Annotated in this window: 11 protein-coding genes; 10 read left to right on the plus strand and 1 reads right to left on the minus strand. The window is 41.4% G+C overall.

From position 1 onward, the window contains the following. The coding region (locus N7387_RS18300; RefSeq protein ID WP_279800601.1) for an inovirus-type Gp2 protein at nucleotides 1-228 on the plus strand (228 nt) is incomplete at its 5' end. A 78-nt stretch (nucleotides 229-306) separates the two neighbouring features. After that, the gene (locus tag N7387_RS18305) at nucleotides 307-516 is read left to right on the plus strand and encodes an AlpA family transcriptional regulator (protein ID WP_262862429.1); all 210 of its coding nucleotides are present in this window, start codon (nucleotides 307-309) and stop codon (nucleotides 514-516) included. A gap of 302 nt (nucleotides 517-818) precedes the next feature. On the opposite strand, the gene N7387_RS18310 is transcribed toward N7387_RS18305, so the two are convergent. Next, nucleotides 819-2,363, minus strand: coding sequence for a YfjI family protein (locus tag N7387_RS18310; protein ID WP_279800602.1), 1,545 nt, complete (start codon nucleotides 2,361-2,363; stop codon nucleotides 819-821). Nucleotides 2,364-2,602: 239 nt separating this feature from the next. Here N7387_RS18310 and N7387_RS18315 point away from each other — a divergent pair, with 239 nt between their 5' ends. The 8 genes from N7387_RS18315 (at nucleotide 2,603) to N7387_RS18345 (ending at nucleotide 13,999) form a co-directional block, all read left to right on the plus strand. After that, nucleotides 2,603-3,466, plus strand: coding sequence for a class I SAM-dependent DNA methyltransferase (locus tag N7387_RS18315; protein WP_279800603.1), 864 nt, complete (start codon nucleotides 2,603-2,605; stop codon nucleotides 3,464-3,466). A 64-nt stretch (nucleotides 3,467-3,530) separates the two neighbouring features. Further along, complete coding sequence (locus N7387_RS18320) at nucleotides 3,531-3,773, plus strand: hypothetical protein (RefSeq protein ID WP_279800604.1); 243 nt, start codon at nucleotides 3,531-3,533, stop codon at nucleotides 3,771-3,773. A 3-nt stretch (nucleotides 3,774-3,776) separates the two neighbouring features. After that, nucleotides 3,777-4,145, plus strand: coding sequence for a hypothetical protein (locus N7387_RS18325; protein ID WP_279800605.1), 369 nt, complete (start codon nucleotides 3,777-3,779; stop codon nucleotides 4,143-4,145). A gap of 280 nt (nucleotides 4,146-4,425) precedes the next feature. Then, nucleotides 4,426-5,175: a transposase zinc-binding domain-containing protein gene (locus tag N7387_RS21415; protein ID WP_347815241.1), complete on the plus strand. Its 750-nt coding sequence runs from the start codon at nucleotides 4,426-4,428 to the stop codon at nucleotides 5,173-5,175. After that, complete coding sequence (locus N7387_RS21420) at nucleotides 5,172-5,591, plus strand: transposase (RefSeq protein WP_347815242.1); 420 nt, start codon at nucleotides 5,172-5,174, stop codon at nucleotides 5,589-5,591. Before N7387_RS21415 ends, N7387_RS21420 begins: the two co-directional genes overlap by 4 nt. Before the next feature lie 516 nt (nucleotides 5,592-6,107). Further along, nucleotides 6,108-6,749, plus strand: coding sequence for an OB-fold-containig protein (locus N7387_RS18335; protein WP_279800606.1), 642 nt, complete (start codon nucleotides 6,108-6,110; stop codon nucleotides 6,747-6,749). A gap of 47 nt (nucleotides 6,750-6,796) precedes the next feature. Then, a complete protein-coding gene (locus N7387_RS18340) occupies nucleotides 6,797-8,995 on the plus strand; it encodes a hypothetical protein (protein ID WP_279800607.1) in 2,199 nt (732 codons plus the stop codon). A 66-nt stretch (nucleotides 8,996-9,061) separates the two neighbouring features. Further along, nucleotides 9,062-13,999 (plus strand): DNA repair ATPase, encoded by a 4,938-nt coding sequence (locus tag N7387_RS18345; RefSeq protein WP_279800608.1) that lies wholly within the window; start codon nucleotides 9,062-9,064, stop codon nucleotides 13,997-13,999. Nucleotides 14,000-14,396: the final 397 nt, after the last annotated feature.

Consider the following 14,396-nt stretch of genomic DNA (forward strand, 5'->3'; position numbering starts at 1 on the left):
TGCATCATTGATAGTGCATGGAATAGTGCTTTGCATTTACCAGATGAAAAAAAGCTTGTTCACTACTGTTTCTTTCAATATGAAAACTTAAGTATATATGACGATAATCTTGAAGAAAAAAAGAAAATAATGCTGGATTACTATTTTTATTTAACTAAGGAATACACCAAGACTTATGATGTAAGAGAACGATCAATTGGATACAGTAAAGAAATCTGTAATAAATAACTCTGAGTGGAATGTCATGAGGGGAGTAGTAATTAAAATTATTACTCCTTGTTTTTATTAATATAAGGAATCATTCTCATGACTGAATATACACTACTTGAAGACAAGTTTATTGATATGAAATTTATTGTACAACTGACAGGGTTATCAGATAAATGGTTTTATAAACTGATACAGGACGGTCAGTTTCCTAAGCCGATTAAATTTGGCCGCAGTTCAAGATGGCTTAAAAGTGAAGTGGAAGTATGGATGAAGAAATGTATTAGTGAATCAAGAAACGAATGCTGATTGATATATTGGAAAGAAGATTTCTTTATTATTATGTAACTATAATGTTAAGTCCGGCATCGGTACATTTGTGTGAATTATAACCAATAAATGTAATTCCAGTGTAACCTTGCATGATACAGTTGCTACCGGTAGCAACTGTATCACTAGTTTCGTTATGCTTGCGAGATTGTTTGGTTGTTTTTTGACCCCATGGTTTTGCCCGATAATTGAAATGTTATCGAAAAGCTATTTTTAAATCCAAGTGCAGATAAAGTAAATAACTTGATAGCTACGGGGGTTTATTTAATGGTTAATCATATTTAGTTATATTTACCTCTTGTGTTTTCTTGGTTCTTAATAATATAGCAAGGTTCGGATCCAAGTATTCCTGATAATCCCATAAAAACACCATTAATATTTGGGGATATATATTCTTTTCCTTGTTGGGTAAACTTTACGGTACATATGTAACCTCTGGCTATTAATTGGTCCAAGACTGGAGTAAGTTTTTCAATTCGTCTCAGTCTGTGGGGTCCATACTGTTTTACATCATTGAGAGGTATTGCGAAGAAATTATTTTGTATAAATCTATTCTCTAGCCATAGATTAAGTTCATCAACATCCGCTTCAAATTTATAACGCTCTGAATATGGATGAAATATTTCACTTGCCTGCATCATATACCAGTTCATGATATTACATGAGTGCTCCATGTTTTCAGCATAAATGGAATGCGAGTCACTTGAGTGAACATTTTGCATAATTGCAGAAATACGCAATATATTAGCGCCTGACTTTGCTCCAATATCTTTTATATGCTCCCATTCATTACCTGGTGTGATTTTATTTTGTATTTTTCTATTATTTTCATTCCAGATGGAAATGGCATTATCTGACAGCCTGAGTGTTTTCTTTGTTGTATTTTTATTTACAATGTAGAGTTTAACTTCTTCCAGTAGTTCGTTGATTCTTTTATGGAATGCATCAAGGCTTTTTTTTACATTATCTTGATTAGAGTTAATATTCCGATTGCCAACAGAGCTATTTACACAGGAAAATAAAAAACGTGACAGAAATCCACTTTCTCTGGCTGTAGAGCGATTGTTCGATATATAGTCTGCAAAAATACCAGGTTGGGACATTAATGAAATTGTCAGGCAGGGTTTTACCGTATATCTTTCTCCATGGGCACGAACCAAATCATAGCTTTCGCCATCCCAGCTTTTATTGAGCAAGCTGGGATTGTTTTTCAACTGTCCTTTAAAGAAAGTTATTGCCTCATCTGATATAATACAGGCTTCAGATTGCTCACTAAGGCCTTCCATCAGGGATTTTAATGTTGCATCTTCATATATAAAATTGGGGTGATGTGGGCAAACGGGCTCTTTTGCATTAATTTCTTTTATTTTTTCCTCTTCCATCTCGCCGGAATAATTATTTCTCATCGCTTTTCTGAGGTTACTTTCCAGTGCTTGTTTTTTTACTTTCCAGATTTTATATTCTTGTTTGTACTGAGTGCGCTTTACTTCATACTCCTTAATCATCTCTGATGAGAAATCATAAAACGGTTTCATTATTTGTTTGTTAATCGTTGTTTTACCCTCGCCTGATTCCGCGACAGTCATCAGGTAAAGACAGCATTGTTCGGGCAATTTTGTATAAGGTGATTCGACGTTAATAAGAGACTGGCATGCAAGAGAAGCCGCAGCTAACGCTACATTACCAATGAGCTCTTTCGGTATTTGTGTTTCTTTGTAAAGAGTTTCGATGACATCTTTCAGGACGGGAGGGAAACACTCTGAAGGAAAAGGTGGCAGGTGTGTTTCGTTGATCTGATATGGTCGTTCCGAATAAGAAAAAGTCATAATTCACCTTATAATATATTAGGTTAAATAACCACCGAACTTTACCACACCACGATAAAGCCTTACCAGATATTAAGCTAATCAGCGCATCGCAGATATCGGACATCATTAAGTGATTTTTGTTAAGTAGGAGCTGTTTAACTGAACAGTTTCACTTTGCCGTTATACCAATAAGCAGTATCATCGGATACATTGATTTTTATAGAAAACCATCCGTTATTATGGTGTTTAGAGGTGTCATGAGTAACAGCGAACAACTATTTCTGAAAGAGCTTGAAACCAAACTTTGGACAGCAGCAGATAAGCTCAGAGCATCACTTGATGCTTCTCAGTACAAACACGCCGTCCTGGGGTTAATTTTCGTGAAATATGTATCGGATAATTTCATGCTTCGCAGGGAAGAACTGAAGCGTGATTTTGCGAATCCTGAACACGAGTATTATCTTGACCCTGAAGGCTATACTGCCGAAGAACTTGAGGAAGAAATTGCTGCTGAGCTGGAACAACGGGATTATTACAAAGAGAAAAATGTATTCTGGCTGCCTGCTGAATCCCGCTGGAAGTTCCTCCAGGATAATGCACCAATGGTCATTGGCGGCGCTGATTTAGTCATTGATGGTAAGACGAAGAAAATTACATCTGTCGGCCACCTTATTGATAATGCACTGGAAGGGATTGAGCGTGATAACCAAAAGCTAAAAGGTGTGCTGAACAAATACTACGCATCACTTAAAATCGATCAGGCTAAACTGAATGAACTGATTAACCTGATAGCCACTATCCCGTTTAATCATAACTCGCTTAACAGTAAAGATATTCTTGGTCATATTTACGAATATTTCCTGGGACAGTTTGCGCTTGCAGAAGGTAAAAAAGGTGGTCAGTTTTATACTCCTGCGTCTATCGTTACGCTTATTGTCGAAATGCTTGAACCGTTTGAAGGCCGCGTATATGACCCGGCTATGGGAAGTGGTGGCTTCTTTGTGCAATCGGAGAAGTTTATTGAGCGCCGGGCTAACCAAAAAGAAATCGACCCACTGACGCAAAAGCAACGAATTTCGATTTACGGTCAGGAGTATAACTACACCACCTTTGCATTTTAAAAAGCATGGTGGTGAATTTAGAGCGACTTCAGAGGCTGAGTATTTACAAATAGGTCGAGATATTATGGAAAAAGGCCATAAAACTGAATACTACTATAAACGATTAGACCAGCACCGTACTGGATATGTAATGTATATGGGGAATACTAAACAAGGCCTTGCGAAAATAGCATTTGTTGGGGTCAATCCGGAAGGCCAAATCGCAACAATACATACAAAAAGTGGTAAAGAGATCTGGAAACTATTAAATGGAAATAAAGATGAAAAAGTTATCAATCTTGTTCCTAGAGATATTAATGGATTGTAAAATATGAAATGTTATGCGAAAGTAATCTCACTAAATCCTGACGTTGAAGAAGAAGTAACAATTTCTCTTGGTGAAATTGTACTTACATGTTTTATTTGTGATATAAATAGTTCTATAAAATTGAATGAAGTTTATTTAGTTGAGCTTGAACTCGAAATTTTTAATGAAGTAAAAGTTGAGTTATCCACGGATATATTACCAAAACAAATCGGAGAAACATTCGCATATGAATTAAGCGGTTATCTGCTTGAAAATAAGATTGTTATATTCAATGTAATACTCCAAGATGATTTGTTATATGAAGCTTCATTTTATGAAAATAAATACGTAAAAATTTATGTAGATAGAATCAATATTTCATTTTATAACTAATAAATGAAAGCATAATACTATTGATGCTATTGATGCTATTGATGCTATTGATGCTATTGATGCTATTGATGCTATTGATGCTATTGATGCTATTGATGCTATTGATGCTATTGATGCTATTGATTATAGTAAAATTAAAATAAAACTTCATTCGTGTTCATTTTAATTTTGAAGTTACGTTAATGACCCAAAAAGATGAACAATAACCGCCTACGGCGGAGCTAAGACACTGTAAGTCAATGGCTGTCCTCAGCAACCGTCTCCCGCTATAATTCCGTGCATGTATATTCCCCGACCCGCAAAGCTTCTCTTTCAGATTGATGACGGCTGGAACCGCCTTCTCATCAATCGTGGTCATACTATCCCCGAATGGACCAAGTTGGTCATTGAGCGCATGCTCGCCTGCGGCACCGGGGCCATGGGGATACGCCGTTATTGCTGTCAGTCTGCTCACTGCACGCACACCAAATATTTCTGTCAGAGCTGCGAAAGCAAAGGCTGCAGTGCCTGCGGCATGAAGTCTACTGAGCAATGGATTGCTGAGCAGCAGCACATTCTGCCCGACTGCGAATGGCAGCACATCACTTTTACCATGCCACACCTGCTATGGCCGTTCTTTAACAATAACTGGCCCCTGCTCAATGACCTGTTCCGCTGCGCCACCCGCGCCATGCTCACGTGGGCACGTAAACAGGGTATTGAGGTCGGCATATTCTGTGCCCTGCACACCTATGGCCGCCAGCTCAATCAGCACCCGCATATCCACGTCTCCGTCACGCGGGGCGGTCTCGACGTTAAGCATAACGTCTGGCGAAGCCTTTTCTTCAAAAAGAAAGCCGTGGAGCTCATCTGGTGGAATGCCGTTATCCGCCTGCTGCGCAGCAGCTACGCCCGCATCATGCCCGGTATGTTGCCGGGGCTGGGCCACATCTGCGACGAACGCCGGTGGCGCCGTTATCTGCAGGCACAGTATGGCCGGTACTGGAAAGTGTATTTTGCGAAAAAGACACGGGGGCGTGGCACAGCGTGAAGTACCCTGGCCGGTACCTGAAACGCCCGCCGGTGTCGGCTTCCCGCCTGCGGCACTACTGCGGCGGCGCGGTGGTTCATCACTATCCCGATCACCGCACAGGGAAGCATAAACGTCAGATGCTGAGCCAGGAAGAGATGATCGGGCGCTATATCAGCCATTTTCCGGTGCACCATTTTAAGATGGTGCGTTACTCCGGGTTTCTGGCCAACCGCAAAAGGGGAACGCTGCTGCCTCGGGTATATGAAGCCCGGCAGATGCAGGCGCGGGAAAAACCGGAGAAACCGGGATTCGCTGCACTGATGAAAGGTTTCCCGGGCACGGATCCGTACAAATGTATCCTGTGTGGCGACCGGCTGCGTTTTGTCGGTACTCAGGCTGGTATCCAGCAACGGAATTGCTGTCAGAAAGGCTGAATGGAATGGAGAAAAAACGATGGTTACGAATACCTGAATGGGATCAGTACGCCTGAAAAGTAGTTTTCCGGTTAAAAATACATCAAAGGCGGCATTTTCATATATAAACTGATGAATAACTGCATTATCAAAAGGATGATCCGCCGTTAAATTCATGCTCAGGTGCCCCCAAAAGAAGCTATTCAATCTCCTAACCATCAAGCCCCTTCAAACAGTAGTTTTCTTTTATTTTCAGAATATTGCACTATCATTTTTTTATTAAGCATAATATTTTATTACATATTAATACAACAACTAATTATCTTTTTTTATTAATTAATGGCATTATAAAAAACTGTTTGTCGGATACTTATCAGTTATTGATAACGTAAGATACTATATGAAAAATAATTGATAAAAATCAGTCACATAATAAATATTATGTCCGATACTTCAATCATCAAAACAGTTATGATTGAAATAAAGGCAATAGTAATCATAAAGTTACAACTCTAAATAGATATAGAGAGAAAATTTATGAGTTTGTTTCTGCAAAACTGCCTGTCCTTCCCTGTCATGATTTTTAGTGGCTTATTTATCATCATGATGTTTTATTGGATTTGTGCAGCTTCTGGTCTGTTAGGCATTGATTTATTTAGTATAGATACCTCTGTTGATGGCGGAGGTTTTGATGCAACCGGCTTTGCAGGCTGGCTAACCAAACTGGGGCTTGCAGGCATCCCTGTGACTATCATTTTGACTTTATTCACCTTATCTGGCTGGTTACTCAGCTATTTTAGCGTGCATTGGTTTATCCGTTTTATTGATACCACGCTGCTGCGTTACCTTATTGGTTTCGTCGTGCTATTGGTAGCTTCATTTATTTCAATCCACTTAACCGCCTGGTGCTTAAAACCGCTACGTAATAAATTAGCGAAATCCGGCCCGCAAAAAAGTGTCCAACAATTAATGGGTAAACTGGCGACAGTCCGTTCAGGTGAAGTCACAGAACAAAAAGGGGAAGCTGTTTTAGAAAATGGTGGCGCAGGCCTGATTTTACAGATCCGCACAGCCGCAACCGAAAATCTAAAACGGGGTGACCGTGTAGTTATTATCAGCTATGACGCTGCATCACACAGCTACCTTGTTGTGACCGAAGAAGAATTTCGCAGTTTATAAATTTTAAATAATTAACGACGACATACCTAAACCCACGGAGAGAAAATATGGAATTGGCTGACCTAATGCCCTTTTTAACCCTTACTGGGGGCATAATTATAGTCATACTGGGCTTCTTTGGGCTATTCAAAGCCTTCTATATCAAAGTCCCGCAAGGAACTGCGCTTATTGTCAACGACATGTCGTCGCAGCCAAAAGTACATTTTACTGGTGCCTTAGTTTACCCCGTCATCTATAAAAAAGAGTTCATGCGTATCTCTCTTTTGACCCTGGAGGTTGACCGCCGTGGTAAAGATGGCCTGATCTGCCAAGACAACCTGCGTGCAGACATTACAGTTGCCTTCTACCTCCGTGTCAATGAAACCACTGAAGACGTGTTAAAAGTCGCTAAAGCGATTGGCGTTGAGCGTGCTTCTGACCACCAGGCAGTCAGCTCGCTGTTTAGTGCTAAATTTTCTGAAGCACTAAAAACGGTCGGCAAGCAATTTGAATTAGCCAAACTGTTTGAAGACAGGCAGAACTTCCGTGACCGTATTGTGGATGTTATCGGTAAAGATCTCAACGGCTATGCACTGGAAGACGTAGCCATTGACTATTTAGAGCAAACGCCTAAAGCAGCTCTTGATCCAAACAATATTTTCGACTCTGAAGGTATTCGTAAAATTACTGAAATTACCGCGATCCACAATATTGAAACTAACCAAAAAGAACGTGACCAAGAGTTAGCTATCCAAAAGAAAAATGTGGAAACCCGCGAGGCGAGTTTAGCCCTTGAACGTCAACAAGCAGATGCAGAAGCACGTCAAAAACGTGAAATCGACAATATCCGTTCTCGCGAACAGGCTGAAACACTGCGCGTGCAAGAAGAGGAACGTCTCAAATCAGAGCAGGCCCGCATTCAAACTCAACAGGAAATTGAAATTCGCGAAGAAAATCGCATGCGCGAAGTGGAAGTTGCTCAACAGAACCGTACTCGTGCTGTTGCGATTGAAGAAGAACGTGTCAACCGTGCTCGCGACCTCGAAATTGTTGCCCGTGAGCGAGAAGTTGAATTGCAACGCATTGAAAAAGAAAAAGCGTTAGAAGAAGAACGCAAAAATATTTCCAATGTGATCCGTGAGCGCGTCATTGTTGAGAAAAGTGTTGCTCAGGAAGAAGAGCGTATTAAAGAGGTTCGCGAAATTTCAGAAGCTGACCGTTTACGCCAAGTGACTGTAATCAATGCACAAGCAGAAGCTGAAGAATCCTTAGTCCGCCAAGTGAAAAAAGCCGAAGCTGATGAGGCGAGTGCCAAACATAAAGCTGAAGAAATCAGCACCATGGCACAAGCGGAACTGGAAGCTTCCGCAAAACAAGCTGAAGCGAAAAAGCGTTTAGCAGAAGGGGTTGAAGCCGAGCATGCCGCATTAGGTCTTGCAGAAGCCCGTGTACGCCAGGCAACCGCAGAAGCCGAAGAAAAAGAAGGCTTAGTACAAGCTAATATTACCGCTGAAAAATTACTTGCTGAAGCACGTGGCCTGAAAGAAAAAGGCTTAACTGAAGCACAAGTAATGGAAGCTAAAGCACAGGCAGAGCAACAGCAAGGCCTTGCCGAAGCCAAAATTCTTGAAGAGAAATTATCAGCTCAGGCACGTGGTGATGAGCAACAAGCCAACGCCAAAGAAAAACTGGGTCTGGCTGATGCCAAAGTTCTTGAAGAAAAACTGGCCGCGCAAGCACGCGGTGAAGGTCAATTGGGTGCGGCACAAGCTGAAGTTATTCGTCAACGCCTGAAGGCAGAGGCTGATGGTTTAACTGACAAATTTAAGTCAATGGATCACCTCAGTGATACCGCCCGTGCGCATGAAGAATTCCGTATGCGTCTTGAAAAAGAATTCGAACAATCTATGGCTTCTATTGATGCCAATAAAGAAATTGCCCGTGAGCAAGCCGATGTTCTGGCGGCAGCATTAACCAAAACCAATATCGAAATTGTGGGTGGTGATGGAAGCTTCTTTAACACCTTCTCCAAAGCATTAAGCTTAGGTAAAGCGGTCGATGGCTTTATGGATAAGAGCAGCTTCGCAAAGGAAAGCATTGAAAAGCTGATGAACCGTAAGTCTGATCAGAAAATAGATATCGCATCGTTGCTGAAAAACCCGGAGGTTCAGGATTTAATTAATGGGTTTACAGCAGCTAAAGGGGCGGGACAACAAACAAAAGTGGTTACAGAAAAACCCAAAACACCAACCGATGATCTATTTTAATTAAAGCGTTTAAGGTATACCGAAATCAGGTATACCTTTTGTAATAACCAAGGAAATCAGCGATACATGTCAATTCAGGATACGGATCACGCACAGGAAATACTGGATAGTGCAGTTGCACAAGGTGGAGCTTATGAAATCTTACGAAAGCGCCTTACTGAGCAAGGGCAACAGCTTCATCAAAAAGCCGCTCAACTCAATGACAGTCGTTTGCAAGAGTTCGGCCAAAGCCAGATGGCTGTTATTGGCCGGATCCGTATTCGCACAGAAAATAACTGCCAGGCAAGAGACATTGTTCGTGTCGGTGATTGGTTGTTATTTGGCTACAATGTATTCCTTGGTTTAAAGCGGGAGACACATCTGGAAGATGTATTTTCTTTGTATCGTCTGATTGATAATCAAGGTGAATTCGATGTCGAAGCCGTGCCTTATGAAGAAACGTTCCTCAGTGACGCACGCTTCGTTCAGGATTTTACTGAGTTATATACCTATTATAAAAATACACAGTTATTACAACTCGTAGAGCGTGATGGAAAACTACTGGCCAGCTTCCAAATCGGTGATCGCATTACTGATGTACGCGTGTTTCGTTGGTCTATTTCCAGTGATAAAAGCAAAATAGATTATATTGATAGCCGCGGCGAGCGCGATATTGCCCTCCCTCCTGCTTATGATTTTGAGTGGATTAAAACCACACGGGAAGACACGGTAAATGGTCGTTTTCCTCACATCAATATATTAGATACCGTTTTTGTTGAAACTATCAGTGGCGATCTCACCATTAAATGTGAAAACAATACTGAAGATGGCCAGGGAATATACCGCGAGTCGGTACTGGATAAAAACCAATCACTCGATGATGCTCAAATCGAATACGCGCAAACAGGGTGCTTAATCCTGCTTAAAATCTTACCTTATCGTGAGAAAAGTTCGCGCTATTTGGTTTACAACACACTCACTCAAGCCGTTCAACGCATTGATGCCATTGGCCAGGCTTGTGTACAATTGCCCGAAGATCACGGCATCATTTTCCCCGGTGGCTATTATCTGCAAAATGGTGAGTATAAAACCTTTGACCAACCAATGGATGGCATGCGTTTCCGTCGTCTGCGTCGTTCACCGAATGGTGAAGATGTCCTGTATGTATTCTATTCACCAAACCAGGGTCGTATCGCCTTATTTAACTACAACCTGATTGAACGGAAACTGGCTATTCCACTGATCGGCCACGGTTATGCCATGCTCGAAGATGGCAAAATGGTATTGTTTGAAGGTGAAAGCGACGAAGCAACCCGTGTTCATTCAATGCAGGTGTGGCAAACACCATTCTATACTGAAGAATTTGCTGATCAGCAACCAACACGAAGTGGATTTTTTGGCAAAATCGGCAATGCTGACTTAGTACGCGGTATCTCTGAAATATTATATATCGCCAAAGAAATTGAAGGCAATCACGTTTCCGTTGCTCGCTATGAACAACTCAGCCAACACCCCAAAAACCTGTTAGATATCTATTACTGGCTCAATGATGAACAATGTTTAGGTATTGGTAAATTACTCAAAGATATCACTCAAACCAGTGAGCTGGTGCTAGACGAATATGAAAAAGTAGAAAGCATTCGCCAACAATCAGCAAAATCAATGAATGAGGCAATTAGCCATCAAAAATCATTAATTTCACTGATATTACCCGAAAGTTGGAATGATATTCAGCAATTTGTTGATGGGCTGAATGCCCTCAGCATACAGCGCGGTCACCTGATTTCTTTACGTGAATTCCGTTATATGGATCTGACCAGGCTGGGTCAGATGGAAGAGGAAATCACTCAGACTCAGCAACAGGTTTCCCAGGCAACAGCGGCGTTTCTTGCCAGTGATAAGGCGCTACAGCCGTTTAAAATACGGCTGGCAACCTTCGAAGAGCAGATGGAAAGCGCACAAAACAGCGCTCAGCTCGACATTCCTATGAATGGAATGGAAACCATGTCTAACGATTTAGACATGTTATCGAATTTAATGGCATCACTGAAATTTGAGGATGTCACGCAACAGACTTATATTATCGATGCGATTTCACAAATTTATGCACAATTAAATCAGTCACGCGCACGATTACAACAAAAACGTAAATCACAAAGTAGCGTCGAAACTGTTGCGCAATTCGGTGCTCAATTTCGTTTATTCAACCAAGGTATCACTAATGCTTTATCTCTCTCGACTGACCCTGAACGTTGTGATGACCAACTATCAAGACTATTAGTCCAATTAGAAGAACTTGAAAGCCAGTTCAGTAGCCATGACCAATTTCTCGATGATATCTTAGCCAAGCGCGAAGAGCTATTAGAGACTTTTGAATCACATAAACAGGCATTGCTCGATGATCGCCAGCGCCGTTCTCAAAACTTACAAACCGCAGCAGATCGTTTATTAGAGAGCTTACAGCGCCGTACTTTACGACTACAATCACAAGATGAATTGAATGCTTTTTTTGCCTCAGATCCATTAGTGGCCAAAACCCGTGAAATCATTGAAAAATTAAGAGAAATCAATGATAACGTTAAAGCGGATGACACCGATGCTAAGCTAAAAGCAGCACGCGACCAAGCCATCCGAACATTACGCGATAAAACAGATATCTTTGAAGATGGCGGTAATGTGATTAAACTGGGGCCCCGCCATCGCTTTAGCGTGAATACCCAGGAACCTGACCTAACCATTCTACCAAAAGAAAACCAGTTATGGTTGTATCTAACGGGTACTGACTTCCGGGAGCCTATCGACAACCCGCAATTGGCAGATTTACAACCTTACTGGTCAGCCACGTTAGAGTCTGAGTCAGATAGTGTTTACCGCGCAGAGTACCTTGCTTACTCAATCATCTATGCCGCAAGTAAACACCAAGATGGCCTTGACTATAATATACTTAAATCTGCGCTATCAGTCCCTGATAAGCTGGATAAAATAGTTCGCGATTTTGCGGCTCCCCGCTATAAAGAAGGCTATGAGAAAGGGATCCATGATCACGACGCCATCGCCATTTTGAAAAAGCTGATACCTGTTGGTGAAAGCGCAGATTTACTGCGTTATAACCCTACAGCACGGGCAATTGCTGCGATTTTCTGGGAACAGGCACAAACGAAGGAGTACCCTGCTTTATGGCCTGAGCGTGCCCGAACCATAATGAATATTCAGCAACTGTTCCACAATGACGATGCCTTACTTGATTTGCAAGCTGAAATCGAGGCGGATATCAGCCTCTTCTTGCAAGAGCACCCAATAGTTTGTGAAAGCTATCAACAAACTCAAGCCGCTGAATACCTTAGCTTTGCCCTGGCACGCACTCCCATCGACCTTGTCTACAGCAAATATGCGCGCGATCTTGTTTCTGCACTCCAGAGCAGATTAGAAGATGCACATATGTGGATCGATTTTAATCGTTCACAGCAAAACCTTGCAGGCCGTTACGCACAACGCTGGGCATTAATCAAAAATTGGTTACAGGGGCTGTGCTCTATGACTGAATTTGCTCATTTGATGCCATATATTCCAGGTGCCATCGCGATCATTATTTTAGATAAAGCGGCTTCCTCTCGTTACAGCGAAGCTGACCTTTATTTCAAAGTAAATGGCCTGTTAGGTGAGCACCCAACAATAGAAAATCAAACGCTCTCACTGAGTTTAGATAACTATTTCAGCCGCATGCGCCGCCAGCGCAAACAATTTATTCCTGCATTTCGCGAATATCAGTCATTACGTCAGCGCATAGTGACAGAAGAACGGCGTCGTTTAAAACTTCATGAATTCAAAGCTCGGCCACTCAGCTCTTTTGTGCGTAACAAATTGATTAACGATGTTTACTTGCCAATCATTGGCGACAATATGGCAAAACAAATCGGTGCATTAGGCGAAGGTAAACGTACCGATTTGATGGGGCTGCTACTCATGATTTCCCCGCCAGGCTATGGTAAGACAACATTAATGGAGTATATTGCCGATCGCTTAGGCTTGATTTTTATGAAGATCAATGGCCCGGCATTAGGTCATGATGTGCTGTCTCTGGATCCAGAACAAGCACCTAATGCAACAGCAAGGCAGGAGCTCGAAAAACTCAATTTAGCCTTAGAGATGGGTAACAATGTCATGTTGTATGTCGATGATATTCAACATACCCATCCTGAATTTTTACAGAAATTTATTTCGCTGTGTGATGGAACAAGACGCATAGAAGGTGTTTGGAAAGGACAAACCAAAACTTACGATATGCGTGGTAAAAAGTTTTGTGTGGTCATGGCAGGCAACCCATATACCGAATCAGGTGAAGTATTCCGCATTCCTGATATGTTAGCTAACCGAGCGGATATTTATAACTTAGGGGAAGTGTTAGGCGGTATGAATGAAGCCTTTGAATTAAGTTATATCGAAAATAGCCTAACGTCTAACCCGGTACTCGCTCCGCTTGCATTGCGTGATCTCAATGACCTTTATATACTGGTTGATAAAGCAATAGGTAAATCAGTTTCAACTAACACCTTAAGCTATCCATACTCAGATGCTGAACTCAGTGAAATTGTTGCGGTTATTAGCCGCTTGCTCACACTGCGTGATGTGGTATTAAAAGTTAACCAACACTATATTGCCAGTGCCGCGCAATCAGATAAATATCGCACCGAGCCGGCATTCCGCCTGCAAGGCAGTTATCGTAATATGAATAAATTAAGTGAAAAAGTTTCTTCAGTGATGAATGATGAAGAACTGGAACGCTTATTAGACGATCACTATCTTGGAGAAGCGCAGCTACTCACGACTGGCGCAGAAGAAAACTTATTAAAACTTGCAGAAATTCGCGGAATGTTAACCGAGCAAGAAGCCGCACGTTGGCAGAAAATTAAGCATGATTTTATGCGAAATAAAGCACTCGGAGGTGACAATGCCGATGTTGGTGATCGCGTTGTCGCTCAATTAGCCGATCTGGTTGAAAGCGTACAGGCACTTGGCCAACAATAAATATGAAACCTTAGTTATAAGTGAATATATCAGGCCGCTCTGTTCGGATTTTAATGGGTTTGTTGCAAATAATGGCCGGGGTAACATCCGGCCATTTTCTGCTAAAAATGCTAGCTTCGTTAACCATCAACCAATACAGATTTTATTTGCGGAGGAGCATCAATAGTTCGTTCGGTAATCCCCTCCCTAATGAGGCATGAACAAAAAACACACTAATTTATTATTTGCAACAAACCTGGCTAACTTAACCATTTAATATAAGAGATCTTATATGAATAAAAAATGCAATTTAAACAAGGTAAATAGTAGTCAAAAAAAACCTATATACCGATACTTTTTTATATCAATCGCAATTGGATTATCAATTGGGTTATATAGTTCGATTGTTTATTTGTAT

The sequence above is a fragment of the Morganella sp. GD04133 genome, assembly GCF_029835375.1.
GTDB lineage: Bacteria > Pseudomonadota > Gammaproteobacteria > Enterobacterales > Enterobacteriaceae > Morganella > Morganella morganii_B.

Bases quoted from the DNA above. Each gene is read 5' to 3' on its own strand.
- N7387_RS18320 (WP_279800604.1), top strand. From the start codon at position 3,531: ATGGAAAAAGGCCATAAAACTGAATACTACTATAAACGATTAGACCAG.
- N7387_RS21415 (WP_347815241.1), top strand. From the start codon at position 4,426: ATGTATATTCCCCGACCCGCAAAGCTTCTCTTTCAGATTGATGACGGC.
- N7387_RS18325 (WP_279800605.1), top strand. From the start codon at position 3,777: ATGAAATGTTATGCGAAAGTAATCTCACTAAATCCTGACGTTGAAGAA.
- N7387_RS18335 (WP_279800606.1), top strand. From the start codon at position 6,108: ATGAGTTTGTTTCTGCAAAACTGCCTGTCCTTCCCTGTCATGATTTTT.
- N7387_RS18340 (WP_279800607.1), top strand. From the start codon at position 6,797: ATGGAATTGGCTGACCTAATGCCCTTTTTAACCCTTACTGGGGGCATA.
- N7387_RS18315 (WP_279800603.1), top strand. From the start codon at position 2,603: ATGAGTAACAGCGAACAACTATTTCTGAAAGAGCTTGAAACCAAACTT.
- N7387_RS18345 (WP_279800608.1), top strand. From the start codon at position 9,062: ATGTCAATTCAGGATACGGATCACGCACAGGAAATACTGGATAGTGCA.
- N7387_RS18310 (WP_279800602.1), bottom strand. From the start codon at position 2,363: ATGACTTTTTCTTATTCGGAACGACCATATCAGATCAACGAAACACAC.
- N7387_RS18305 (WP_262862429.1), top strand. From the start codon at position 307: ATGACTGAATATACACTACTTGAAGACAAGTTTATTGATATGAAATTT.